Here is a 24,665-nt window from a genome sequence, read left to right on the forward strand (position 1 = left end):
TCAGGCTGTCGCGTCCAGCATCCGATGAGGCCCGGGCCGTGACGGCGCGGCTTCGATCGCACGCCGGAAGACCCGGCCGACCGCGATGATGACGGGCTTCGAAGGGTCGCGCCGTGCGCTGGCCCGGCCGAGATCCGCAAGCGGGCCGGCCCAGCGTTCGTCGCCGCGGGACACATTCGCCACCATGACGGCCGGCAGCTCCGGCGAGCAGCCCGCCGCGATCAGCCGATCGGCGATCGCGCCCGCGGTGCCGCCGGCCATGTAGAAGACCGTCGTGGTGTTCGGGTCGGCCAGCCCGCGCCAGTCGAGGCCTGCCGGCAGCTGTCCCGTCTTCGCGCATCCGGTCACGAAGCGGACCGACTGCGCCATGTCGCGATGGGTGAGCGACACGCCGAGTGCGGACGCCAGCGCGATGCCGGCCGTGACGCCCGGCACCACGTCGACGGGAATGCCGGCCTTCTCGAGATGCTCGATCTCCTCGCCGGCGCGGCCGAAGATCATCGGGTCGCCGGACTTCAGCCGCACCACGTGCTTTCCCTGGCGGGCCAGGCGGGTCATGAGGTCGTTGATGTCCCCCTGAGCGCAGGAGGCGCGTCCTCCCCGCTTGCCGACCATCAGGCGCTTCGCCTCGCGGCGGGCGAGTTCCAGAACTTCCTCGGACACGAGATCGTCGAAGAGAATGACGTCGGCCGACTGGAGCGCCCGCATGGCTTTGAGGGTCAAGAGCTCCGCGTCGCCCGGGCCCGCCCCCACGAGGGTCACGCGCCCCACCCTTTGCGCCGGCCCGCAGGCGATCTGCTCCAGCACGGCCTCGACGGTGCGGCCGAAGCTGTCCGGCTCCCGGCCCTGGAAGGCGAGATCGGCGAAGCGCTCCCAGAAGGCGCGCCGGGCCATGCCGGGCGCGAGACGCGCCATGACGCGCTCGCGCAGGTGCTTGGCGCAGGCCGCCCAGGAGGCCACGGAGGGGTGCAGCAGCGTCTCGATCCTGCGGCGGATCGCCTGGCCGAGGATCGGCGCGGCGCCGTCCGTCGAGATGCCGATCACCACCGGCGAGCGGTTGACCACGGACCCGAACTGGAAATCGCAATGGCCGGGCTTGTCGACCACGTTGACCGGAACGCCCGCTCTCCGCGCCGCCTCCGCGAAAGCTTCCGCCTCGTCCTCGCGGTCGAGATCGGCCACCGCGAGGGCTGCATTCTCCAGGATGCCCGGGGACCACTCCGAGCGGTGCAGGACGAGAGCCCCGTCGGCGGCGCCGCGCGCGACCAGGGCGTCCATCTCGGCGGAGACGTCCGGGGCGTAGACTTCGACGCGGGCTCCCGCGGCCGCGAGGAGCTCCGCCTTCCAGGCCGCGCCGGGCGATCCCCCGACCAGGACCGCGCGCCGGTCCTTCAAGTCGAAGAAGACCGGCAGCTTGGCCAACCGGCCGAGGCGGACCGGATCCGCCTCAGACGGCTGTCTTAAGGGTTGCAGCATCGATCAACCTCCTGATTTCGACGCGGCAGGAGCCGCAATTCGTGCCCGCGCGGACGGCCTCGCCGACCGCGTCCACGCTTGCGGCGCCGTCCGCGACGGCGGCCGCGATCTGGTTCGCCCCGACCGAGAAGCACGCGCAGACGATCGGGCCGGGATCCGGCTGGTCGGCGCCCGGCCGCCCGCTCAGCAGGCGCAGGCGCTCCGCGCCACGGATCGCCGGCGCCGCCAGACGCTCGACCACCCATGTGCGCGAGACGGCGACCGGCTGTGGGGCGATGAACAGCGCGCCCAGCAGGCGATCGCCCGAGAAGGTCGCGAGCCGGAAGCTTGCCCGGTCTTGGTCGCTGTAGGAGAGCGTCTCGGGATCCTCGCCGCGACCGATCAGAGCGGCGGCATACGTGGCCCAGTCCTGCGCCGGCGCGGCGCCGGCAAGCTCGATGCGCCAGCCCCCGTCCGTGCGGGCGAGCGCCCAGTACTCCGCCGGGATCGTCTCCGGCCTGTTGCGCACCACCGCGAAGCCGTACCAGGCGACCTCGTAAGGTTCGATGCGGGCGTGCGAGAACTTGAGACCCGGCTGCCCCGAGACGGGATCCGCCGCCGGCAGAACCGCCGCGCTGATGCGTCCCTGCGCGGCGTGCTGGTCCGTCCAGTGCATGGGAACGAAGACGCTGCCCTTCTGCTGGCGCTCGGTCACCAGCGCGCGCACGACCGCCGTGCCCTGCGGGCTGACGATCCGCACCAGGGTGGCGGGACCGATGCCGGCATCTTCGGCGTCCTCCGGATGGATCTCGCAGAAGCTCTCCGCGTAATGGCTCGTCAGGCGCGGCGTCTTCGCCGTGCGCGTCATGGTGTGCCACTGATCGCGGATGCGGCCCGTGTTGAGGACCAGCGGGAACTCCTCCGAGGCCTCCGGCGGCGCGACCGGCGTCGGGACGAAGCGCCCTCGGCGGTCGGGCGTGTAGAATCCGCCCTCGGCGAAGAAGCGCGTCGCGGTGCCGTCGAGCCCCTCGCCCGGCCGGCGCGGCCACTGGACCGGCGCCAGCGCATCGTAGGCGCTCTCGCTCAGCCCGGCGCAGGCGGAGATGTCGAAGTCGCGCGTTCCGTCGTTCGCGAGCCCGGACAGGGCCGCGTGTTCGCGGAAGATCTCCGCCGGCGACCGGTAGTCGAAGGCCTCGGAAAAGCCCATGCGGGCGGCCACGTCGCAGACGATGCGCCAGTCGGGTCGCGCTTCGCCCGGCGGCTTCAGAAACGCGCGCTGGCGCGAGATGCGGCGCTCGGAATTCGTCACCGTGCCGCTCTTCTCCGCCCAGGCGGCGGCCGGCAGGAGGACATCGGCGTGCCGGGTGGTGTCGGTCCGTGTGACGTCGCTCACGACCACGAACGGGCATGCGCGCAGGGCATCCTCGACGGCATCGGCGTCGGGCATGGAATCGGCCGGATTGGTGCCCATGATCCAGACCGCCTTGACGCGCCCCTGGCCGATTGCGCGGAAGAGATCAACGGCCTTCAGGCCGGGCCGGGCCGCGATCCCGGGACTGCCCCAGAAGGACCGCACCATCTCGCGATGGTCCGGGCGGTTGATGTCGAGATGAGCGGCCAGCATGGTGGCGAGCCCTCCCACCTCGCGCCCGCCCATGGCGTTGGGCTGCCCGGTCAGGGAGAACGGCCCCATGCCGGGCCGTCCGATCCGGCCGGTGAACAGATGGCAGTTGATGATGGCATTGACCTTGTCGGTGCCGGCCACCGACTGGTTGACACCCTGCGAATAGGCCGTGACGACGCGCTCCGAGCGGCTCCACAGCGTGTAGAACTCGCGAAGCTGCTCGGCCGGGAGGCGCGTCGCCTCCATGGCGCCCGGAAAGCCGCGGCCCTGCGCGGCCGCCAGGGCCTGGTCGAGACCCGAGGTGTGACGTTCCACGTAGTCGCGGTCACGCAGGCCTGTCCGGTCGAGGTGATCGAGCAGGCCGGCGAACAGCGCCACGTCGGAGTTGGGCGCGATCGCCAGATGGAGATCGGCCGCCTCCGCCGTCACGGTGCGGCGCGGATCGACCACCACGATCGTCGTGCCGCGCCGCTCGCGCGCCGCCAGAAGCCGCTGGAACAGGACCGGGTGGCACCAGGTCATGTTCGAGCCGACGAGGACGACGAGATCGGCCTCTTCGAGGTCCTCGTAGGTGCCGGGGACGGTGTCGGACCCGAACGCCCGGATGTGGCCGGCCACCGACGATGCCATGCAGAGCCGGGAGTTGGTGTCGATATTGGCCGCGCCGATGAAGCCCTTCATCAGCTTGTTGGCGACGTAATAATCCTCCGTGAGGAGTTGCCCGGAGCCGTAGAAGGCGACCGAATCCGGCCCATGGGCGGCAATCGTCTCCGAGAAACGCCGCGCCACGAGATCGAGCGCGTCATCCCATCCGGCCCGCCGTCCGTTCACCTCCGGATGGAGCAGACGGTCGTCGAGGCTCAGCGTCTCGCCCAGGGCCGAACCCTTCGAGCACAGGCGGCCGAAATTGGCGGGATGCCGCCGATCTCCCGCGATCGAGACGGTTCCGTCCTCCTGCGGGGTCGCCACGACGCCGCAGCCGACGCCGCAATAGGGGCATGTGGTCCGGGTCGGGGATCCGGTCGCCATCCGTCCCCCTCAGGCCGCACGCGCCATGAGCGCGGACGCCGCGAGCAGGATGCGGCCACCCTCGACCCGCAGCGGGATCCTGTGCGCGCAGCCCTGATCGGCCCCCTGCGCCTCGCCGGTCTTGAGACTGATGACCCAATTGTGCAGCGGGCAGGTCACAGAATGACCATGCACGATGCCTTGCGACAGCGGCCCTCCCTTGTGAGGGCAGCGGTCGCGCAGGGCGAAGAGCGTTCCGTCCGCCGCCTTGAAGACCGCAATGTCGCCGGACGGCGCCTGCACCACGCGCGATCCGAGGAGAGGCACGTCGTCGACCGTGCCCACATCGATCCATTCGCTCATTCCGCCGCCTCCGCCAGGGTGAAGTTCGCCATGGGCCTGAACTCGTGCGCATCCCGGCCCGCGACCCGCTCGGCCCATGGATCGATCTGCGCACCGCGCTGCGAGATCACGAAGCGCCCGTAGAGGTCACGGCGCTTCTCCAGATCGTCCACCACGGCGGCGCGGATGGAATCCACCCCGACCCTGTCGGCCCATTTGTACATGCGCTCGAGGTAATGCCCCTGCTCGCGATAGAGCTGGGTGAGGGCGGCGATCACCTCGATGCATTCGTCCTCCCCGGCCACCTTGCAGAGCACCTGCGTGCCCTTGATGTGAATGCCGGCGGCGCCTGCGAAATGGATCTCGTAGCCGGAATCGACGCAGATCACCCCGACATCCTTGCAGGTCGCTTCCGAGCAGTTCCGCGGGCACCCGGAGACGCCCATCTTGACCTTCGCCGGCGTCCAGGAGCCCCACATGAACCGCTCGATCCGGACGCCCAGCCCGGTGGAGTCCTGCGTGCCGAACCGGCACCACTCCTTGCCGACGCAGGTCTTCACCGTGCGCAGGCCCTTGGCATAGGCATGGCCCGAGACCATGCCGGCATCGTTGAGATCGGCCCAGACCGCCGGCAGGTCCTCCTTGCGCACGCCCAGCAGATCGATCCGCTGCCCGCCCGTGACCTTCACGGTCGGGATGTTGTATTTCTCGGCCACGTCGGCGATCGCGCGCAGCTCGCGCGGGTTGGTCAGGCCGCCCCACATGCGCGGCACGACCGAATAGGTGCCGTCCTTCTGGATGTTGGCGTGGACGCGCTCGTTGATGAAGCGCGAGCGGCCGTCGTCCTCGTATTCCTCCGGCCAGTCGCAGAGGAGGTAGTAGTTCAGGGCGGGCCGGCACCTGGCGCAGCCGCAGGAGGTCTTCCAGCCGAGTTCCTGCATCACGGCCGGGATCGATTTGAGCCCCGCGGCCCGGATGAGCCGGCGCACGTCGTCATGGCCGAGCTCCGTGCAGCCGCAGAGGGGCTCGACGGCCGATTTCGCGAACTTGTCTCCCAGGGTGAGGGTCATCACCTGCTCGACGAGGCCCGTGCAGGTGCCGCAGGATGCGGAGGCTTTCGTGTGCGCCCTCACCTCGCCGACCGTGCTCAGACCCTTGTCGTTGATCGCCTGGACGATCCTGCCCTTGCAGACGCCGTTGCAGCCGCAGATTTCCGCATCATCCGGCAAGGCTGCAACGGCCGCCATAGGGTCCAGGGGAGCGCCCCCGACATAGGATTGGCCGAAAATCAGGGTGTCGCGCAGCTCGGAGACGTCCGTCTCCCTGCGCAGGAGATCGAAGAACCAGGACCCATCTCCGGTCTCGCCGTAGAGCACCGCGCCGACGATGCGGTTCTCCTTGAGCACGAGGCGCTTGTAGACACCCCGCGCGGCATCGCGCAGGACGATCTCCTGCCGGTCCTTGGCCTCGCCGAAATCGCCCGCCGAGAACAGGTCGATGCCCGTGACCTTCAGCTTGGTGGCGGTGACGGAGCCGGTATAGGCGGCCGTCGCGTCGCCGGCGAGCTGCGCCGCCACGACCTTCGCCATCTCGTAGAGGGGAGCCACGAGGCCGTAGCAGAGCCCTCGATGCTCGACGCATTCGCCGACCGAGAAGATGTCGGGATCGCTCGTGCGCATGTCGTCGCCCACGAGGACGCCCCGGTTGGTCTCGATCCCGGCTTCCTTCGCCAGCGCCGCGTTCGGCCGGATGCCGACCGCCATGACCACGATGTCGGCCGGAATCTCGGTGCCGTCGTCGAGCCTGACGCCGGTCACACGGGTCTCGCCCAGGATCGCGTGGGTGTTGGCCTTGCACCGCACCGCGATGCCGCGATCCTCGAACGCCTTCTGCAGCAGGTATCCGGCGGACGGGTCGAGCTGGCGTTCCATCAGGGTCGGCATGAGGTGCAGGACCGTGACCTCCATGCCCTGCGCTTTCAGACCCGCCGCCGCCTCGAGACCGAGGAGGCCGCCGCCGATGACGACGGCCCTCCCCCCGCCCTGCGCCGCCTCGAGCATCGTGTTGACGTCGTCCAGGTCGCGGTACGTGACCACGCCCGGCAGGGTCGCGCCCGGGATCGGCACCACGAAGGGCATCGATCCGGTGGCGACGATGAGCTGGTCGTACTCCGCGGCCGTGCCGTCGGCCGCGATCACGCGCTTGGCCAGGCGGTCGATCGTCACGACCGGCTTGCCGCGATGGAGCGTGATGCCATGCGCCTCGTACCAGGCGTCGTCGTGGATCAGGATGTCTTCGTAGGTCTTCTCGCCGGACAGAACGGGCGAGAGCATGATGCGGTTGTAGTTCACCCGCGGCTCGGCGCCGAAGATCGTGACCTCGTAGGCTCCGGGCGCGCGCTCGAACAGTTCATCCAGGGCGCGGCCCGCGGCCATGCCGTTGCCGATGACGACCAGCTTCTTGGGCATCGTCGCTCTCCTTCACGCTGCGAGGGTCGGGGCCCGGTGACGCGCGTAGAGGAACTCCAGCACGGCCGCACGGGCGTCGTTGTAGGTGGGATTGCCCACGAGCTCGAGGCGCCGGCGGGGGCGCGCCAGGTCGACCCTCAGGTCCTCGCCGATCGTGGCCGCCGGCCCGTTCGTCATCATGACGATCCGGTCGGACAGCAGCACCGCCTCGTCCACGTCGTGGGTGATCATGATGATCGTGTTGCCGAGCCGGCCATGGATCTCCATGACCTGGTCCTGGAGATGCGCGCGGGTCAGGGCGTCGAGGGCGCCGAAGGGCTCGTCGAGCAGCAGGATCTTCGGCTCCATGGCGAGCGCGCGGGCGATGCCGACGCGCTGCTTCATGCCGCCGGAGATCTCGTGCGGCCGCTTGTTCTCCGCATGGGCCATGTGGACCAGCTCCAGGTTGTGGCGCGTCCAGTCGCGGCGCTCCGCCTTCGACTTCTTCCCGCGGAAGACCTTGTTGACCGCAAGCTCGACGTTCTCGCGCACGGTCAGCCAGGGCAGCAGCGAGTGGTTCTGGAACACGACGGCGCGGTCGGGTCCGGGACCGCTCACCGCCCTGCCCTCCAGGAGCACGCCGCCCTGTGTGGGCTCGAGGAGGCCCGCCACGATGTTGAGCACCGTCGACTTGCCGCAGCCGGAATGTCCGATGATGGAGACGTATTCGCCCTTGTCGATGGAGAGGTTCACGTCGCGCAGCACCTCGGTGCTCGCGCCGGCGCGCTGGAAGGAGATGCCGACATGATCGATCTTGAGATAGGCCATGATGGCGCCTCCTTACTGCGCGGCGGTGCCGCGGGTGAGCAGATGGCCGACGGCCGCGATGGAGCGGTCGAGCAGGAAGCCGACCACGCCCACATAGACCAGGGCCACGATGATGTCGGAGATGAGCGAGGAGTTCCACGCGTCCCAGATGAAGAACCCGATCCCGACGCCGCCGATCAGCATCTCGGCCGCCACGATGGCGAGCCACGACAGGCCGATGCCGATGCGCAGGCCGGTGAACATGTGCGGCACGGTGGCCGGCACCATGATGCGGATGAAGAACTCGATCGGCGACAGGCGCAGGACCTTCGCGACGTTGCGGTAATCCTGCGGGATGTTGCGGATGCCCACCGAGGTGTTGATCAGGATCGGCCAGACGCTGGTGATGAAGATCACGAAGATGGCGGAGGGCTGCCCGTCGCGGAAGGCCGCCAGGGACAGCGGCAGCCAGGCCAGCGGCGGGATGGTGCGCAGCACCTGGAACACCGGATCGAGACCGCGCATGGCGAGCGTCGACTGGCCGAGAAGCACGCCGAACCCGATGCCCACGATGGCCGCGAGCGCATAGCCGTAGCCGACGCGGACCAGGGATGCGGTCACATGCCAGAACAGGCCCTGGTCGATGCCGTTGCCGACCTTGAAGGGATTCACGATGATCTCCCAGCTGTCGTCGATCACCTTGAGCGGGCTCGGCAGGGCCGAGGTGGGGCTCGACGCCAGGATCTGCCACAGGATAAGCAGGAACGCGATGGTCAGGACCGGGGCGGCCAGCTGCGCGACGATGCTCCTGCCGATGCGGACGGCTCGCGCGGGAACGCCGACGGGCTTCGGCGCCAGGGGGTGCAGCGCCGCCTGCGAGACGGGCGGCGTCGGCTTCGGGTTCGGGAGAGCGAGGACGCGGGCGGAATGGACCATGAGCCGGTTCTCCGAGGGTTTAAGCGATGCGCTTGATCGGCAGGCTGGCGAGATAGGCCTGGGGGTTCTCCGGGTCGAAGACCTTGCCGTCGAAGAAGGCTTCCTTGCCGCGGCTGTCGCTCGCCGGGATGTCGCCCGCGGCGACGCCGAGCGTCTTCGCGGCCTCGCGCCAGAGATCGGCCCGGTTGACCTTGTCGACGAGCGCCTTTGCGTCGGTGTTCGTCTCGAACTTGCCCCAGCGCATGTTCTCGGCGATGAACCAGAGGTCGTGCGACTTGAACGGGAAGGAGGCGTGATCGCGCCAGAACTTCATGATGCCCGGCGAGTCCTTCACCACCTTGCCGTCGAGGCCGTAATCGTACTCGCCCTTCTGGCGCGGCAGGATGTCGGCGACCGGAACGTTGAACCAGGCGCGGGTGCCGACGATCTTGCACATCTCCTCGCGGTTCTCGAGCCTGTCGCACCACGCCTGCGCCTCCATGACGGCCATGAGCAGCGCCCTGGCGGCGCGCGGGTGCTTGTCGACCCACGCGGCCCGCAGCCCGAGGGCCTTTTCCGGATGCTTGTTCCAGAGCTCGTAGGTGTTGGCCGCCGTGTATCCGAGCTTCTGGTTGATGAGCTGCGCGTTCCAGGGCTCGCCGACGCAGAAGGCGTCCATGGTGCCGACCTTCATGTTGGCGACCATCTGGGGCGGCGGCACGACGATGGTGGACACGTCCTTGTCGGGATCGATGCCGCCGGCGGCGAGCCAGTAGCGGATCCAGAGGTCGTGCGTGCCGCCCGGGAAGGTCATGGCGACCTTCGGGTCTCCGCCGGCGGCGCGCTTCTTCGCGAAGGCTTCCTTCAGGGGCGAGGAATCGAGACCGAGCTTGAGCCCGTTGTACTCGGCCGCGACCGAGATCGCCTGCGCGTCGAGGTTCAGGCGCGCCAGGATGTACATCGGGGTGGGCACGCCGCCCTGCGTCACCTTGCCGGTCGAGATCAGGTAGGGCATCGGGGTCAGGATGTGCGCCCCGTCGATGCCGTTGGCCTCCGAGCCCAGCACCAGGTTGTCGCGGGTCGCACCCCAGGAGGCCTGCTTCAGGACCTCCGCGTCGGGCAGGCCGTGCTTGGCGAAGAAGCCCTTTTCCTTGGCGACGATCAGGGCGGCCGCGTCCGTGAGGGCGATGTAGCCGAGCTTCACCGACTTCGTCTCCGGCTCGGCGCTCTGGGCGAACGCGCCGCCCGGAAAGGCGGCCTTCGCGGCGGCGAGCGTCAGGGCGGCGCCGGCTCCGCGCAGCGCGTCTCGGCGTGTGAACTTCGGTGTCGGCATCGTGCTTCCCCTGTTCCTGTCGTCAGCTCCCGCGGACGGGACCGATTGAAACCTCGTCGTGGCCGATCCGCCGGAAGCCGCGAGGCTCGATCGGACGCGGATCGCCTGTTGCCGGGTCGGGCAGACCCGGCTGAAACGCAAAAAACGCCGCGAGATGAACTGAAGGCCGCACAGGCGCGGGCACAGCTGATCCGGCGACGTCGTTGTCGGGAAACGCCTTCGAGAGGCATCAACGGCCCGTCATCGTTGACAGGCCTCGTCGAGAGGGACCCGGACCTCGTTGTCCTGCCCGTCTCTCACTTAGAAAAGGTACAGACTGCCCATATTGTGCTCAAGGTCATAATTTGTGCACTGCGCCTGTGTTGTGTGCGGTGCAATGCCTATTCGGCAACCCCGGACCCGAGGCCGTTCCGAATGTCGAAGCCTGCCACATAAGCCGGGATGTCATCGGGCGAGAAGCGACGCCCGTCGATGAACGGCTCCGTCGCCACGCCCTCGACCTTGCTGTCGCCGGCGGGGACGGACGCGCTCGAAGCCGCAAGGATCCGCCGGTACACCTCCGGGCGATAGGCGGCGCGAACCCGGGCCAAACCCGCCTCGTCGTAGGGAACCTGCCCCCAGCGGACCATCTGGCTGTAGATCCACAGGGCCTGGCTGAGCCAGGGGAAATTGGCGTTCCGGTCGTGGAACGTCATGTAGCTCTGAACCTGCCGCGTTCTGCCGTCGGGGTCGATCGTCAGTTGGCCGGACAGAAGCCGCCGGATCATCTCGGACGGAGCCCCCACATGGTCGGGACGGGCCATCATGTCGGCGAGGTCGCCGTGGTTGCGCCTGTCGTCGCACCATCGGGCCGCGGCATCGAGCGCCACCACGAGCCGCGACAGGGTCTCGGGGTTCTCTTCCGCCCATTCCGGACTGACGCCCAGGACCTTCTCGGGAGCGGAGGGCCAGATGTCCGCCTTGGTCGCCACCATGCGACCGACGCCCTTTTCCACCGCGATCATGTTCCAGGGCGCGTTGACGCAGAACCCGTCGATGGCGCGCGCCGTCATGGCATCGACCGTCAGCGGAGGCGGCACGACCGTCATGGTCACGTCGGCGTCGGGATTGATGCCTGCGGCCGCGAGCCAGAAGCGGAACTCGTAGTTATGGGACGAGAAGGGATAGGTCATGGCGAAGACGAGGGGCTTCCGGCCGGTTTGCCGTCTCCGCTCGACCACCTGCTTGAGCGCCAGCCCGTTGGTGAGCGCGTCCTCCGATCCGTCGAGCCCGGCGACCCCCTGCATCTCGCGATAGAGATCGACCGAGAGCGTGATCGCGTTGCCGCCGCGCCCGAGCGCGAAGGGCGTGAAGCACGGATACGGGTTGGACCCGAGGTGGAGCTGGGACGCGATCGGCATCGGGCTCAGCATGTGCGCCACGTCGAACTGGCGGAACGCCAGGCGATCCCGGATGTTGGACCAGGACACGTCCTTGACCAGTTGCAGGCGAAGACCCTCGCGGCGGGCAAAGCCCTGCTCGGCGGCGGCGACCAGGACCGCCATGTCGACCAGGGGGATGAACCCGATCCGGACGAGACGCTCCGGGACCCGGCGCCCCTTCGTGCCCGAGGGTGTCTCGTTCACGGATCCGGCCTGGCGCATGGGGCTGCTCGCCGCCTGTTCCACATTCAACACGCTTATTTCTCCAGGAGGGAAGCCGCCGTCACGACGCTCTGGGCGATGTCGACGAGCTTGCGCTTCTCGTTCATGGCGGTCTGTCGAAGGAGGCCATAGGCCTCCTGCTCCGAAAGCTGCCTGGTTCTCATGAGAATGCCCTTGGCCCGTTCGATCACCTTGCGGGATGCCAGCTCGCTGCGCGCCTCGAGCAGTTCGCGCTGCAGGCGGTCGAAGGCGTTGAAGCGGCTCACCGCCATGTCGACGATGGGCTTCACCCGCTCCTTGCGCAGGCCGTCGACCACATAGGCCGACACGCCCGCCTCGACGGCTGCCTGGATCATGGACCCGTCGGAGTGGTCGACGAACATGGCCACCGGACGCGACACGAGCTTGGAGACCTGAAACATCTGCTCCAGGACGTCGCGGCTCGGATTCTCGATCCCGATGATGATCACGTCGGGATCGACCGTGCTCAGGCGCCGGAGCATGTTGGTCATCGTGTCGATGACCTCCACGTCATTGATGCCCGCCTCGCGCAGGCCATCGACGAGAATGGCCGCCCTGATGCCGTTTTCCTCGATGATCGCAACGCGAAGCGGCCGCTGACCGGTGTGTGTGTCTCTGGTCAAGTCCTGGAAGCTCTCGCTGCGCATGCCCATCCAACCGGGAGGCAGATGCAAGTTTCGGGCCAAGCGGCACGCCCTAGGCGGGTCTCCGGCGACCCGCCCCTTCCTGCGCAAAGTTTAGGCACCTGAAAGCCAAGCCTCCCGCAGGGCCGAAGGTCCCGAACAGGCCCCGTGGTCAAAGGGCGGTCGCTCTTTGACTAAGGAACCATCACTGAACCAGTTGCAAATTGGTTCGGCTCTGGGCTAGCCTTGTTTCGTTGAACCCGGGCGTCGCGCAACATCGGATCGCCCCTAGGGTACCAACAGCAAGATTGGTTCGCACGGGCTCGTTCGCCATGACAGACGCCGATTCATTGCTGGACAGTTCGAACTTCGCTCTGGGGAGGTTACGGGCTCTCCTGGACGCCAGCTCTCTCGACGGAGACCGGCGGCTTCCGTCCGAGCGGCTTCTCGCGGCACAGATCGGGATCGGCCGCCGGGCACTGCGGCGGGCCCTCGAGGTCCTCGAGGCCGAGGGACGGATCTGGCGCCACCAGGGCAAGGGAACCTTCCTGGGTCCGCGCCCGGCCCATACCCCGACCAACCTGGAGGAGCTGGCCAAGCGCACCCATCCGCTCGAGGTGATGGACGTGCGGCTGGAAATCGAACCCGCCCTCGCCCGGCTCGCAGCCATGCGGGCCACGAACGGCGACATCGAACGTCTTCTCCGGCTGGCCGAGAAGGCCGCTTCGAGTTCGGACGCCGACGGGCGCGAGCTCTGGGACAGCGCCCTGCACCGCACCATCGCGGAGGCGGCCGGCAACTCCCTTCTTTTAGCGATCTTCGACATGGTCGACCGCATCCGCCAGGATACGACCTGGCAGATCCTGCGCGAGCGGGCGCGATCGAGCGAGCGCCAGAAGATCTACGTCGAACAGCATCGCCGCGTGATCGCCGCCATCGCCCAGCGCGAGGCCCACGCGGCCGAGCAGGCGATGCGCGAGCATCTCGAATCGGTCCGGGACGGTCTCCTCAAGGTGATGACGACCCCCCTGCCCGACCGCATCGACGGACATATTCCGACATTCCCCGAGACGGCCAAGAACAAGGACAAGATTCGCCATGGGACATGAAGCGGCCAGACACTCGACCGCGCAGGTTCACGCTCCGGGCAATGCCGCCCGTGCGGCTGAGCCGCCGCTGCTCGCGGTCCAGGGGCTCTCCGTGCGCTTCGACGGGGCGCCCAGGGGCGTGAACGTGGTCGACGACGTCTCGTTTTCCGTCAGCAAGGGCAAGACGCTCTGCATCGTGGGCGAGTCCGGCTGCGGCAAGAGCGTGACGTCCCTGGCCCTGATGGGCCTTCTGCCGACGCCGCCGGCCCGGATCGTCGCCGGATCGGCCCGGTTCGACGGCCGGGACCTTCTCACCCTTACCGAGCGCGAGCGGGCAGATCTGCGCGGCGACCGCATGGCCATGATCTTCCAGGAGCCGATGACCTCGCTCAACCCGGCCTTCACCATCGGCGACCAGATCGCGGAGGGCATCGTCCGCCACCGCAAGGTCTCGAAGGCCGAGGCCATGGAGCGGGCGCTCGACATGCTGAAGAAGGTGCGCATCCCGGCTCCTGAAAAGCGACTGCGCGCCTATCCGCACGAGATGTCGGGCGGCATGCGCCAGCGCGTCATGATCGCCATGGCGCTCGCCAACGATCCGCAGCTTCTCATCGCGGACGAGCCCACGACCGCCCTCGACGTGACGATCCAGGCCCAGATCCTCACCCTCATCCGCCGCCTCCAGGAGGAGACCGGCACGGCGATGATCCTCATCACCCACGATCTCGGCGTCGTGGCCGAGGTCGCCGACGAGGTGGCCGTGATGTATGCGGGACGGGTGGTCGAGAGCGGCCCGGTGGAGGCGATCTTCGAGGATCCCCAGCATCCCTACACCATCGGCCTCATGGGATCGGTCCCCTCGCTCGGCCGTCGCCAGGGGCGCCTCGCCACGATCCGCGGCACGGTGCCGCCGGCGGAGCTGATGCCCAAGGGCTGCCGCTTCACGCCGCGCTGCCCCTTCTCGGACAGCCATTGCGCCAACGATCCGCCGCCCCTCGCCGAGATCAAGCCCGGCCACCAGGCCCGATGCTGGTACGCCCCCCTCGAACTTCACCGCGGAGCCGCGTGATGAGCATGGTGCCCTCAGACGACATCATCCTCGAAGGCATCGGCCTCAAGAAGCATTTCGGGGGCGGCGGTCTGCTGTCCTCGCCGACCGTCGTCCGTGCGGTGGACGGCGTGTCGCTCGGCATCCGGCGCGGCGAGACCTTCGCGGTGGTGGGCGAATCCGGCTGCGGCAAGTCCACCCTGGGACGCCTGCTGCTGCGACTGATCGAGGCCACGGAGGGCGACGTCCGCTACGAGGGCCGCTCGATCGTCAAGCTGGGCAAAGGCGAACTGCGCGGGCTCCGGCGCGAATTGCAGATCATTTTCCAGGACCCGTTCGCCTCCCTGAACCCGCGCATGAACGTGGGCGACATCATCGCCGAACCGATCTGGCTCCACAACCTCGCCAAGGGCCGCGAGAAGCGGGAGCGCGTCGCGGATCTCATGCGCACGGTCGGCCTGCTTCCGACCCATGCGGATCGCTATCCGCACGAGTTCTCCGGCGGCCAGCGCCAGCGCATCGGCATCGCCAGGGCGCTTGCCGGCGACCCGAAGCTGATCGTCGGCGACGAGCCCGTATCGGCGCTGGACGTGTCGATCCAGGCGCAGATCATCAACCTGCTCGAAGACCTGAAGGACCGCTTCGGCCTCACGCTCGTCATCGTGGCGCATGACCTTGCCGTCATCCGCCACATGAGCGACCGGGTCGCGGTGATGTATCTCGGCGAGATCGTGGAATTGTCGGACACGGACTCCCTGTTCGACAATCCGCTTCATCCGTATACGCAGGCGCTCCTCGCGGCGATCCCGATCCCGAGCCCGACGAACCGCCAGCCGAAGGCGCTGCTGCAGGGGGACGTTCCGAGTCCCGCCGCGCCGCCCTCGGGCTGCCGCTTTCACACCCGCTGCCCCCATGCCCGCGCGGTCTGCAAGGAGCAGCACCCTGCTCTCGAAACGGCGACGGACGGGCGGCAGGTGGCGTGCCATTTCTGGCGCGAGATCCAGGGCGCCGGCGCCGGCTCCATCAGCGCACCGCCGAGCCCGGCGCTTGCCAGGCGTCTCGCGCTCTACCGAACTTGGCGCGAACGGCAGGATAAGCCCGTCGCGACGAGCGCCTGAATCCAGAGGACGACTCCCAGAGGACGATTGGAGGACAACCGAATGAAGAAGAGACTGCTCCTTGCCGTGGCGGCCGGGCTCCTGATGAGCACCGCAGCCTCCGCCCAGACCCTGCGCATCGGCCTGAACGAGGATCCCGACGTGCTCGACCCGCACCGTGCGCGCACCTTCGTCGGGCGCATCGTGTTCACGTCCCTGTGCAACAAGCTCGTCGACATCACGCCCGACCTGAAGTTCACGCCGGAACTCGCCACGGAGTGGAGCTGGAGCGACGACGGCAAGTCGCTCACCTTCAAGCTCCGCCCCGGTGTGAAGTTCCACGATGGCGAACCCCTCAATGCGGCGGCCGTGAAGGCCAATATCGACCGCGCCCGCACCCTGCCGGACTCGCTTCGCAAGAGCGAGCTGACCTCGGTCGACAATGTCGAGGCCGTGGACGACCTGACCGTGAAGGTCAATCTCTCCCGGGCCGATGCGACCCTGCTGTCGCAGCTCTCCGACCGCGCCGGCATGATCATGTCGCCGAGGGCGCTGGCCTCGGCCGATTTCGGCCAGAAGCCCGTCTGCTCGGGCCCCTACAAGTTCGTCGAGCGCGTGCAGAACGACCGCATCGTGCTGGAAAAGTTCGCCGATTACTGGGACGCCAAGAACTATAACTTCGAGCGCGTCATCTTCCAGCCGATCCCGGACACGACCGTTCGCCTTGCGAACCTGCGCTCCGGAAACCTCGACCTGCTGGAACGCTTGGCACCGAGCGACGTTCCGGCCGTGAAGGGCGATTCGAGCCTCGTCTTCGCGCCGGTCTCCGGCATCGGCTACCAGGGCCTGACCATCAATACCAACAACGGCGAGCGCTCCAAGACGCCCCTCGGACAGGACAAGCGCGTCCGCCAGGCGCTGGAGCTCTCCATCGACCGCAACGTGATCAACGAAGTCGTGGGCGCGGGCATCTATCCGCCCGCCGGCCAGCCCTTCCCCGAGGCCAGCCCGTACAACAATCCGAAGTTCAAGGCGAACGAGCGCGACGTCGCCAAGGCGAAGCAGCTCCTGAAGGCGGCCGGCGTGGACCGGGTGAAGCTCGAGCTGACCTTCGGCACCGGAACGACCGCCCAGCAGATCGCCGAGATCATCCAGGCCATGGCGGCCGAGGCGGGCTTCGACATCTCGCTGCGTCCGACCGAGTTCGCCGCCATGCAGAAGGAAGCCCAGGCGGGCAATTTCGACGTGAACGTGATCGGCTGGTCCGGCCGCGTCGATCCCGACGGCAACATCCATCCGTTCGTCACCTGCAAGGGTGCCCTCAACGACGGCCGCTACTGCAACGAGCAGGTCGACAAACTCCTGAACGACGCCCGCGTCACCAACGACGAGGCCAAGCGCAAGCAGCTCTACGACTCCGCTCAGGAGATCCTGAAGCAGGATCTGCCGATCATCTACACCTACTACCAGCCCTGGCCCTTCGTTCACACGAAGAAGGTTCAGAACTTCAAGCCCTATCCGGACGGCATGATCCGCCTGAAGGGCGTGAAGTTCGCCTCCTGAGGCCATCCGAGAACAGCGTGCCCGGCTGAAAGGCCGGGCACGCCCCTGCCCTTCCTCGATACGGGTTCCACGAGCTGATGCTGCGCTACATCGGACGACGAATACTGATTGCCATCCCGACACTGATCATCGTGTCGCTCCTGGTGTTTGCCCTGCAGAAGCTCCTGCCCGGCGATCCGGTGCTCACCATGGCGGGCGAGGAGCGCGACCCGCAGGTGCTCGCCTATCTGCGCGAGAAGTACCGCCTCGACGATCCGATTCCCGTCCAGTACTTCGCCTGGATCGGCTCGGCGCTCACGGGGAACCTCGGAATCTCGCTGCGCACCGACATCCCGGTGCTCGACCTCATCATGAGCAAGCTCCCGGTGACGATCGAGCTTGCCATCATGGCGATGATCGTGGCCCTGGCGATCGGCATCCCTACGGGGATCATCTCGGCCGTGAAGAAGGGAACGACGGTCGACTACACGGCCAACGTCATTGCCCTGTCCGGGCTGTCGATCCCCAATTTCTGGCTCGGCATCATGCTCATCATGCTGATCTCGGTCCGCTGGAAGCTCCTGCCCGCCTCCGGCTACGTGCCGCCGACCGAGGATCTGTGGCTCAACATCAAGACCATGCTCATGCCGGCCTTCGTGCTCGGCACGGGCTTGGCCGCGAGCCTCATGCGCCATACCCGCAGCGCCATGCTGGGCGTGATGCGGTCCGACTACATCCGCACCGCCCGCGCCAAGGGTCTCCTGTCGCGCAAGGTCATCCTGAAGCATGCCCTGCGCAACGCGCTCGTTCCCATCGTGACGCTGTCCACGCTCCTGTTCGGCGAGCTTCTCGCGGGCGCGGTTCTCACGGAGCAGATCTTCACGATCCCGGGTTTCGGCAAGCTCATCGTCGACGCCGTGTTCAACCGTGACTACGCGGTGGTGCAGGGCGTCGTGCTCTGCACGGCCGTGGGCTTCATCTTCATGAACCTGCTCGCCGATGTGCTCTACGTTCTCGTCAATCCCCGCCTGAGGCACGCCGCATGACCGCCACAGCCGTAATCGCCGACGAGGTCGCACTGCCGAAGAAGCGCAGCCGCGTCCTGGCCAAGTTCCTGAAGAACAAGAGCGCCGTGCTCGGCGCCGTCATCGTCCTGTTCTTCGTGCTCGTCGCCCTGGTTGGCCCGTACTTCGCACCGTACGATCCCGTCAAGCCGAGCTTCACGAGCATCCGCAAGGCACCCTCGGCCCTGTTCTGGTTCGGCACGGACGAGCTCGGGCGCGACCTTCTCTCCCGCATGCTGTGGGGGGCCCGCGCATCCATCATGGCGGGCGTGGTCTCCGTGACCATCGCCATCGTGCTCGGGGTCCCGTTCGGCCTCGTGGCGGGCTATTTCGGCGGCTGGATCGACGCGGCGATCTCCCGCGCCACGGATGCCATGCTGGCGATCCCCTTCCTGATCTTCGCCATTGCCCTGGCGGCGTTCCTCGGGCCGAGCCTCACCAACGCGATGATCGCCATCGGCTTGTCGGCCATGCCGATCTTCATCCGTCTCACCCGCGGGCAGGTTCTGACCGTCAAGGCGGAGGACTATGTGGAGGGCGCGCGCGCCATCGGCCTGCCGGATTTCTGGATCATGGCGCGATACGTCCTGCCGAACGTGCTGCCTCCGATCCTGGTCCAGGGAACGCTCACCATCGCGACCGCCATCATCGCGGAGGCCAGCCTTTCGTTCCTGGGCCTCGGCCAGCAGCCGCCCAATCCCTCCTGGGGCTCCATGCTCAACACGGCCAAGAACTTCATGGACCAGGCTCCGTGGATGTCGATCTTCCCGGGCTCGGCGATCTTCCTGATCGTGCTCGGATTCAACCTTCTCGGCGATGGCCTGCGCGACGCGCTCGATCCCCGCGAACAATAACAATCTCCGCCAACTTCGGATAACAGACATGTTTACGACACGCCCAGAGATCCTCGGCACCTTCGGCATCGTCACGTCGACCCACTGGCTCGCCTCCGCGGCGGGCATGTCGATGCTCGAGAAAGGCGGCAATGCCTTCGACGCCTGCGTGGCCTCCGCTTTCGTCCTGCAGGTCGTGGAACCGCATCTCGTGGGGCCGTCCGGCGAGGTGCCGGCCGTGTTCTATTCGGCCAAGACCAAGAAGGTCGAGGTGCTCTGCGGCCAGGGCACGGCCCCGAAGGGCGCCACCATCGCGCATTACAAGAACGAAGGCCTCAAGCTCATCCCCGGCAACGGCCTTCTCGCCACGGTGGTGCCCGGCGCCTTCGACGCCTGGATGCTGCTCCTGCGCGACCATGGCCTCCTGTCGCTGCGGGACGTGCTGGAGCCCGCCATCTACTATGCCGAGCAGGGACACCCCCTACTGCCCCGCGTATCGGACACCATCAAGGGGCTGAAGGAATTCTTCGAAACCGAGTGGCCGACCTCGGCGGCCGTGTTCCTGCCCGGCGGCGAGGTGCCGAAACCCCGTCAGCTCTTCCGCAACCCGCAGCTCGCCGATACCTGGAAGCGCATCATCCGGGAAGGCGAGGCCCGCGGCAGCGACCGCGAGGCGCAGATCGAGGCCGCGCGCAACGCCTTCTACAAGGGCTTCGTGGCCGAGGCCATCGACGCCTTCGTGCGCAGGACGGAGGCCATGGACCAGAGCGGCTCGCGCCATCGCGGCGTCCTCACCGCCGACGACATGGCCCAGTGGCAGGCATCCTACGATGCGCCGCAAACCTACGAGTACCACAATTACCGCGTGAACAAGATCCGGCCCTGGGGCCAGGGACCGGTCTTCCTGCAGACCTTGGCCCTCCTGAAGGGCTTCGACCTCGCCGCCATGGGCCCGACCAGCGCCGAGTTCATTCACACGGTGGTCGAATCCATGAAGCTCGCCTTTGCCGACCGGGAGGCCTATTACGGCGATCCCGACTTCGTCGACGTGCCGATCGGTACCCTTTTGTCCGATGCCTACAACGACGAAAGACGGAAGCTCATCACCGACAAGGCCTCCCGGGAGCTGCGGCCCGGCCGGGTCGAGGGCTACGAGGCTCAGGTGGAGCGGACCCTCGAGGCGCTGCGCGAATTGTCGACGACCGACAGGAAGGTGTCCGGCGGAGAGCCGACGCTCCAGTCCATGCGGTCGGCCCGCAAGGGCGACACGGTGCACATCGACGTGGTGGACCGCTTCGGCAACATGATCGCCGCGATGCCGTCGGGCGGCTGGCTGCAATCCTCGCCGGTCGTCCCGGAACTGGGCTTCATGCTCAACTCGCGCGCCCAGATGTTCTGGCTCGAAGAGGGACTGCCTGCGAGCCTCGCCCCGGGCAAGCGCCCGCGGACCACGCTCACCCCGACCCTCGCGGAGAAGGACGGCGAGCCCTACATGGTCTTCGGCTCTCCGGGCGGCGACCAGCAGGAGCAATGGCAGCTCCTCCTCTTCCTGAGGCATGCGCATCACGGCCTGAACCTGCAGGAGGCGATCGACCAGCCCATGTCGCACACGGCACATTTCCCCTCCTCGTTCTATCCGCGCGAGCAGAAGCCCGGTCACCTCATGGCCGAGGAGACCTACGGGGCGGAGGTGCTCGACGACCTGAGGGCGCGCGGGCACGAGGTCGAGGTGGCGCCGGCCTGGACGGTCGGGCGCCTTGTGGCCGCCAGCCGCGACAAGGATGGCCTGCTGCACGGGGCGGCGACGCCACGTCTCATGCAGGCTTATGCGGTCGGCCGCTGAGGAGAACACGCCATGACATGGTCGATCATCGCCAAGGATCCCGAGACCGGCGCCTTCGGCGTTGCGGTGACCACGAAGTTCTTCGCCGTGGGGGCGCTGTGTCCCCACGGCGCGGCCCGCATCGGTGCTCTCGCCACGCAGGCGCTCGTGAACCCTCTTTACGGGACGGACGGCATCAGGCTCCTGGCCGAGGGCCGGAGCGCCGAGGAGATCGTGGCCGTTCTCACGGCTCAGGATCCGGGCCGCGGCTCGCGCCAGCTTCACGTCATCGACCGGGCCGGGCGCACGGCGGCCCATACGGGAGAGGACTGCATCGACTGGTGCGGTCACCTTACGGATGAGGGCGTCTCCGTGGCGGGCAACATGCTGGCCGGCCCGGCCGTCATCGAGGCGACGCTCGAGACGTACAAGCGGCGCCTGGACCTGACCTTCGCGGATCGTCTCATGACGGCCCTGGACGCGGGTCAGGCCCAGGGCGGCGACAAGCGCGGCAAACAATCGTCCGCCATCAGGATCTGGCGCGACGAGCCCTATCCCGTGCTTGATCTGCGCGTAGACGACCACCCGGAGCCCCTGGATGAACTGCGCCGCCTCTACAGGGTTGCCCATGAACGCTTCCTCGCCTTCATGGACGCCATGGCGACCCGCAGCAACCCCGCCGGCATCACGGATCGATCCTGGATCGACGAGCGGGCACGCGCGTACCAGGAACGGCTCGCGGCAAACACCTCAGCATAGGGCGGGCCTGAATTCGCCTCCCTGCCCAGGATCAAACCGGTCCTACGGCGATTTCACTCCGTTGCGATGGACTTCTCGATGTTTGGCATTCCCCTGTTCGATCTGGCTTGGCTGGTGGTGGCGCTCCTGGCCGCGGGCGCCATCACGGGGCTGCTCGCCGGCGTTTTCGGCGTCGGCGGCGGCGCGGTCGCCGTGCCGATCCTCTACGAGCTCTTCCGCATCCTGGAGGTGCCCGAGGAGGTGCGCATGCCTCTCTGCGTCGGCACCTCGCTGGCCATCATCATCCCGACCTCGATCCGCTCGTTCAACGCTCACAAGGCCAAGGGCGCCGTCGACATGTCGATCCTTCGGGTCTGGGCCGTGCCCGTCGTGCTCGGGGTCATCGTCGGCAGCATCGTCGCCCGCTACGCCCCGGCAGACCTGTTCAAGGCCGTGTTCGTCGTGGTGGCCGGCATCTCGGCCATCCGTCTGCTCTTCGGCAAGGACACCTGGCGCTTCGGCCTCGACATGCCGGCCAAGCCGATCATGGTGGTCTACGGCTGGATCATCGGCGTTCTGTCGGCCCTGATGGGAATCGGCGGCGGTCAGCTCTCCAACCTGTTCATGACCTTCTACAATCGCCCGATCCACCAGGCGGTCGCGACCTCGTCGGGGCTCGGCATTCTGATCTCGATTCCCGGCGCCATCGGGTACATCTATGCCGGCTGGCCCCATATGGCCGATTACCCGAACGTGATCGCCTTCCAGCCGCCGCTGGCACTGGGCTACGTGTCGCTTCTGGGTCTGGTGCTCTTCATCCCCACCAGCACCTGGATGGCCCCGATCGGAGCGCGCCTGGCGCACCGGCTGTCCAAGCGCCGCCTCGAGGTGGCATTCGGGGTTTTCCTGCTCCTGGTCTGCGCGCGTTTCGCCGCCAGCCTTCTCGGTTGAGCCAGCGAATGACCGCCCTCTCCCCCCGAACCGGAGCCAAGGAATGAGCAGCTCAACGGCAGCGCCTCTCCTCGCCTTCCTGGCCGGAACCGGGCGCGACGGTCGTGGACGCCTCGCAGCCGACGTGCTCGACTTTTCCGACGAGCGGTTGGAGGAGGTGCACGACTATATCCAGTGGCTGTTTCCGCTTCCGACCCGCAGCGGCGCCCAACCGGGAGCTCCCATCCTCACCCAGGCCGAGATCGATGCGATCAGGGCCGACGGGCAAGCGCAGGATACCCTGAAACGGGCAAGCGAACGGATGCTCCGCTTCTATCGGGATACGGGCTGGTGGCTGACCACGTTCGATCACAATCACCTGCGCATCACCCGGATCATCCATAGCCTGAGGCTGCTCGTCGGCCAGAGCGCAGCGCGGCGCTTTCACAGCGCCGTCCTTGACATGAACGCCGCAGCAGGATCGCCCGTCAACGCGCGCAGCCTCGCATACTGGTCCGAAGCAGCAGGCTCCTGACCGTCCGGATCGTCTCGCTTCAGGCGAACTGCGCCGCGCTCAGCCGCTTGTAGATCCCGTCTTTCGACAGGAGCTCGTCGTGGCTGCCCTGTTCCACGATGACGCCACGATCGATCACGGCGATGCGGTCCGCGTTCACGATGGTGGCGAGGCGGTGGGCGATGACCAGGGTCGTGCGCCCCTTCGACAATTCGCCGAGCGCCTGCTGGATCGCCCGCTCGGTCTGCGTATCGAGGGCCGACGTGGCTTCGTCGAGGATCAGGATCGGCGGATTCTTCAGGAAGATCCGGGCGATGGCGAGACGCTGCTTCTGGCCGCCCGACAGCTTCACGCCCCGCTCCCCGATGATCGTGTCGAGGCCGTTCGGCAGGGAGGCGATCACCTCGTCGAGCCGGGCCCGCCGGGCGGCCTCCAGGATTTCGGCCTCCGTCGCTTCGAGCCGGCCATAGGCGATGTTCTCGCGGATCGTGCCGGCGAACAGGAACACATCCTGCTGCACGATGCCGATCTGGCCGCGCAGGGAACGGAGGGTCATGTCGCGGATGTCGATCCCGTCAATGGTGATCTCACCCTCGTCGATCTCGTAGAACCGGGGCAGCAGCGAGCAGATGGTCGTCTTGCCTGCGCCCGACGGACCGACGAAAGCGACGGTTTCGCCGGCACGGATGCAAAGATCGAGACCGTCGAGGATGCTGCGATCCAGGTCATAGCCGAAACGGACATTCCTGTACCGGATGTCGCCCTTGAGCTTGCCGACGTCCTTCGCGCCCGGCCGGTCCGCGATATCCGGCCGGGTATCGAGGAAGGCGATGTAGCGTTCGAAGCCGGCAATTCCCTTCGGATAGGTCTCGATGACCGAGTTGATTTTCTCGATCGGCCGGAAAAAGACACCGACCAGAAGCAGGTAACCGACGAAGCCGCCGGCGCTCAGCTCGCCTCGAAGCACCAGATAGCTGCCGGCCATCATGACGACCATCTGGATCAGGCGCATGCTCAAGTAGCTGAGCGACGTGGAGGCCGCCATGATGCGGTAGGCCTCCAGCTTCGTTCTGCGATAGCTCTGGTTGTCGACCGCAAACAGCCGCCGCTCGTGATCCTCGTTGGCGAAGGCCTGAACCACGCGGATTCCCCCGACATTCTCCTCGATGCGCGCGTTGAAATCACCGACGCGGCTGTAGAGCGCCTGCCAGTTCCGGGTCATGCGGCCGCCATAGCGGGTCGTGAGCCAGGCGGTGAGCGGGACCACGAGTGCCGTGATGAGGGCGAGCTTCACATTGACCGTGAACATCAGGATGAACGCGCCCACCAGGGTCATCACGGCGATGAAGAGGTCCTCCGGCCCGTGATGGGCGACCTCGCCGATCTCCTCCAGGTCCTTGGTCAAGCGCGCCACGAGATGCCCGGTCTTCTGGTTGTCGAAGAAGCCGAACGACAGTTTCTGGAGATGGTCGAAGGCCTTGCGCCGCATCTCGGTCTCGATGTTGATGCCGAGCATGTGGCCCCAGTAGGTCACGGTCGCCATCAGCCCGGCATTGAGGACATAGACGGCGAGCAGCACCGCCGAGGCGAGCGCGATCAGGCCCCACTGGCCGGTCGGCAGCAGGGTATCGATGAACAGCTTGACGGCGATCGGAAAGCCGAGCTCGAGCAGCCCCGAGGCCACAGCGCAGGAGAAATCCAGCACGAACAGGCGGCGATGAGGTCTGTAATAGGCAAAAAAGCGATGGAGCAGCGGTCGCATGGCAGGATT

Annotated in this window: 20 protein-coding genes; 10 read left to right on the top strand and 10 right to left on the bottom strand. The window is 67.4% G+C overall.

Annotated features, from left to right (window positions below; genetic code table 11):
- From cysG to NF876_RS12830, 9 genes are all read right to left on the bottom strand, one after another.
- Positions 1-1,476, bottom strand: coding sequence for a siroheme synthase CysG (cysG, locus tag NF876_RS12790; RefSeq protein WP_262269176.1), 1,476 nt, complete (start codon positions 1,474-1,476; stop codon positions 1-3).
- Positions 1,448-4,108, bottom strand: coding sequence for a nitrate reductase (locus tag NF876_RS12795; RefSeq protein WP_262269177.1), 2,661 nt, complete (start codon positions 4,106-4,108; stop codon positions 1,448-1,450). The genes cysG and NF876_RS12795 overlap by 29 nt, the downstream gene beginning before the upstream one ends.
- 9 nt (positions 4,109-4,117) lie before the next feature.
- A complete protein-coding gene (nirD, locus tag NF876_RS12800; protein ID WP_262269178.1) occupies positions 4,118-4,450 on the bottom strand; it encodes a nitrite reductase small subunit NirD in 333 nt (110 codons plus the stop codon).
- Entirely contained in the window at positions 4,447-6,897 is a 2,451-nt protein-coding gene (gene nirB, locus NF876_RS12805; protein ID WP_262269179.1) for a nitrite reductase large subunit NirB, read from the bottom strand. The genes nirD and nirB overlap by 4 nt, the downstream gene beginning before the upstream one ends.
- Before the next feature lie 12 nt (positions 6,898-6,909).
- Entirely contained in the window at positions 6,910-7,704 is a 795-nt protein-coding gene (locus NF876_RS12810; protein ID WP_262269180.1) for an ABC transporter ATP-binding protein, read from the bottom strand.
- 12 nt (positions 7,705-7,716) lie between these two features.
- Positions 7,717-8,619: a nitrate ABC transporter permease gene (ntrB, locus tag NF876_RS12815; protein ID WP_262269181.1), complete on the bottom strand. Its 903-nt coding sequence runs from the start codon at positions 8,617-8,619 to the stop codon at positions 7,717-7,719.
- Between the two features lie 19 nt (positions 8,620-8,638).
- A complete protein-coding gene (locus NF876_RS12820; RefSeq protein ID WP_262269182.1) occupies positions 8,639-9,931 on the bottom strand; it encodes a CmpA/NrtA family ABC transporter substrate-binding protein in 1,293 nt (430 codons plus the stop codon).
- Between the two features lie 380 nt (positions 9,932-10,311).
- Complete coding sequence (locus NF876_RS12825; protein WP_373696654.1) at positions 10,312-11,574, bottom strand: CmpA/NrtA family ABC transporter substrate-binding protein; 1,263 nt, start codon at positions 11,572-11,574, stop codon at positions 10,312-10,314.
- Positions 11,575-11,609: 35 nt separating this feature from the next.
- Positions 11,610-12,242: an ANTAR domain-containing response regulator gene (locus NF876_RS12830; RefSeq protein ID WP_373696651.1), complete on the bottom strand. Its 633-nt coding sequence runs from the start codon at positions 12,240-12,242 to the stop codon at positions 11,610-11,612.
- Positions 12,243-12,550: 308 nt separating this feature from the next.
- Between NF876_RS12830 and NF876_RS12835 the strand changes: the two genes are divergently transcribed.
- The 10 genes from NF876_RS12835 to NF876_RS12880 all read left to right on the top strand — a co-directional run bounded on the left by NF876_RS12835 (position 12,551) and on the right by NF876_RS12880 (position 22,915).
- A complete protein-coding gene (locus NF876_RS12835; RefSeq protein WP_262269185.1) occupies positions 12,551-13,327 on the top strand; it encodes a FadR/GntR family transcriptional regulator in 777 nt (258 codons plus the stop codon).
- Positions 13,317-14,375 (top strand): ABC transporter ATP-binding protein, encoded by a 1,059-nt coding sequence (locus NF876_RS12840; RefSeq protein ID WP_262269186.1) that lies wholly within the window; start codon positions 13,317-13,319, stop codon positions 14,373-14,375. Before NF876_RS12835 ends, NF876_RS12840 begins: the two co-directional genes overlap by 11 nt.
- Positions 14,375-15,472 carry an ABC transporter ATP-binding protein gene (locus tag NF876_RS12845; RefSeq protein WP_262269187.1) on the top strand — a complete coding sequence of 366 codons (1,098 nt, stop codon included), beginning with the start codon at positions 14,375-14,377 and terminating at the stop codon, positions 15,470-15,472. The genes NF876_RS12840 and NF876_RS12845 overlap by 1 nt, the downstream gene beginning before the upstream one ends.
- 42 nt (positions 15,473-15,514) lie before the next feature.
- Positions 15,515-17,014 (top strand): ABC transporter substrate-binding protein, encoded by a 1,500-nt coding sequence (locus NF876_RS12850; RefSeq protein ID WP_262269188.1) that lies wholly within the window; start codon positions 15,515-15,517, stop codon positions 17,012-17,014.
- A 77-nt stretch (positions 17,015-17,091) separates the two neighbouring features.
- A complete protein-coding gene (locus tag NF876_RS12855) occupies positions 17,092-18,039 on the top strand; it encodes an ABC transporter permease (RefSeq protein WP_262269189.1) in 948 nt (315 codons plus the stop codon).
- Positions 18,036-18,911 carry an ABC transporter permease gene (locus NF876_RS12860; RefSeq protein ID WP_262269190.1) on the top strand — a complete coding sequence of 292 codons (876 nt, stop codon included), beginning with the start codon at positions 18,036-18,038 and terminating at the stop codon, positions 18,909-18,911. The genes NF876_RS12855 and NF876_RS12860 overlap by 4 nt, the downstream gene beginning before the upstream one ends.
- Positions 18,912-18,939: 28 nt before the next feature.
- Entirely contained in the window at positions 18,940-20,733 is a 1,794-nt protein-coding gene (locus NF876_RS12865) for a gamma-glutamyltransferase family protein (RefSeq protein WP_262269191.1), read from the top strand.
- Between the two features lie 12 nt (positions 20,734-20,745).
- Complete coding sequence (locus NF876_RS12870; protein WP_262269192.1) at positions 20,746-21,471, top strand: DUF1028 domain-containing protein; 726 nt, start codon at positions 20,746-20,748, stop codon at positions 21,469-21,471.
- A 78-nt stretch (positions 21,472-21,549) separates the two neighbouring features.
- Entirely contained in the window at positions 21,550-22,401 is an 852-nt protein-coding gene (locus NF876_RS12875; protein WP_262269193.1) for a sulfite exporter TauE/SafE family protein, read from the top strand.
- Positions 22,402-22,444: 43 nt separating this feature from the next.
- Positions 22,445-22,915 carry an opioid growth factor receptor-related protein gene (locus tag NF876_RS12880; protein WP_262269194.1) on the top strand — a complete coding sequence of 157 codons (471 nt, stop codon included), beginning with the start codon at positions 22,445-22,447 and terminating at the stop codon, positions 22,913-22,915.
- 19 nt (positions 22,916-22,934) lie between these two features.
- On the opposite strand, the gene NF876_RS12885 is transcribed toward NF876_RS12880, so the two are convergent.
- Positions 22,935-24,656 carry an ABC transporter ATP-binding protein gene (locus NF876_RS12885; protein ID WP_262269195.1) on the bottom strand — a complete coding sequence of 574 codons (1,722 nt, stop codon included), beginning with the start codon at positions 24,654-24,656 and terminating at the stop codon, positions 22,935-22,937.
- Positions 24,657-24,665: the final 9 nt, after the last annotated feature.

It is taken from the genome of Microvirga yunnanensis, assembly GCF_025460875.1.

What these genes read in the sequence shown, in the direction of transcription:
- cysG (WP_262269176.1), bottom strand. Translation starts at nt 1,476, where the DNA reads ATGCTGCAACCCTTAAGACAGCCGTCTGAGGCGGATCCGGTCCGCCTC.
- NF876_RS12795 (WP_262269177.1), bottom strand. Translation starts at nt 4,108, where the DNA reads ATGGCGACCGGATCCCCGACCCGGACCACATGCCCCTATTGCGGCGTC.
- nirD (WP_262269178.1), bottom strand. Translation starts at nt 4,450, where the DNA reads ATGAGCGAATGGATCGATGTGGGCACGGTCGACGACGTGCCTCTCCTC.
- nirB (WP_262269179.1), bottom strand. Translation starts at nt 6,897, where the DNA reads ATGCCCAAGAAGCTGGTCGTCATCGGCAACGGCATGGCCGCGGGCCGC.
- NF876_RS12810 (WP_262269180.1), bottom strand. Translation starts at nt 7,704, where the DNA reads ATGGCCTATCTCAAGATCGATCATGTCGGCATCTCCTTCCAGCGCGCC.
- ntrB (WP_262269181.1), bottom strand. Translation starts at nt 8,619, where the DNA reads ATGGTCCATTCCGCCCGCGTCCTCGCTCTCCCGAACCCGAAGCCGACG.
- NF876_RS12820 (WP_262269182.1), bottom strand. Translation starts at nt 9,931, where the DNA reads ATGCCGACACCGAAGTTCACACGCCGAGACGCGCTGCGCGGAGCCGGC.
- NF876_RS12825 (WP_373696654.1), bottom strand. Translation starts at nt 11,574, where the DNA reads ATGCGCCAGGCCGGATCCGTGAACGAGACACCCTCGGGCACGAAGGGG.
- NF876_RS12830 (WP_373696651.1), bottom strand. Translation starts at nt 12,242, where the DNA reads ATGCGCAGCGAGAGCTTCCAGGACTTGACCAGAGACACACACACCGGT.
- NF876_RS12835 (WP_262269185.1), top strand. Translation starts at nt 12,551, where the DNA reads ATGACAGACGCCGATTCATTGCTGGACAGTTCGAACTTCGCTCTGGGG.
- NF876_RS12840 (WP_262269186.1), top strand. Translation starts at nt 13,317, where the DNA reads ATGGGACATGAAGCGGCCAGACACTCGACCGCGCAGGTTCACGCTCCG.
- NF876_RS12845 (WP_262269187.1), top strand. Translation starts at nt 14,375, where the DNA reads ATGAGCATGGTGCCCTCAGACGACATCATCCTCGAAGGCATCGGCCTC.
- NF876_RS12850 (WP_262269188.1), top strand. Translation starts at nt 15,515, where the DNA reads ATGAAGAAGAGACTGCTCCTTGCCGTGGCGGCCGGGCTCCTGATGAGC.
- NF876_RS12855 (WP_262269189.1), top strand. Translation starts at nt 17,092, where the DNA reads ATGCTGCGCTACATCGGACGACGAATACTGATTGCCATCCCGACACTG.
- NF876_RS12860 (WP_262269190.1), top strand. Translation starts at nt 18,036, where the DNA reads ATGACCGCCACAGCCGTAATCGCCGACGAGGTCGCACTGCCGAAGAAG.
- NF876_RS12865 (WP_262269191.1), top strand. Translation starts at nt 18,940, where the DNA reads ATGTTTACGACACGCCCAGAGATCCTCGGCACCTTCGGCATCGTCACG.
- NF876_RS12870 (WP_262269192.1), top strand. Translation starts at nt 20,746, where the DNA reads ATGACATGGTCGATCATCGCCAAGGATCCCGAGACCGGCGCCTTCGGC.
- NF876_RS12875 (WP_262269193.1), top strand. Translation starts at nt 21,550, where the DNA reads ATGTTTGGCATTCCCCTGTTCGATCTGGCTTGGCTGGTGGTGGCGCTC.
- NF876_RS12880 (WP_262269194.1), top strand. Translation starts at nt 22,445, where the DNA reads ATGAGCAGCTCAACGGCAGCGCCTCTCCTCGCCTTCCTGGCCGGAACC.
- NF876_RS12885 (WP_262269195.1), bottom strand. Translation starts at nt 24,656, where the DNA reads ATGCGACCGCTGCTCCATCGCTTTTTTGCCTATTACAGACCTCATCGC.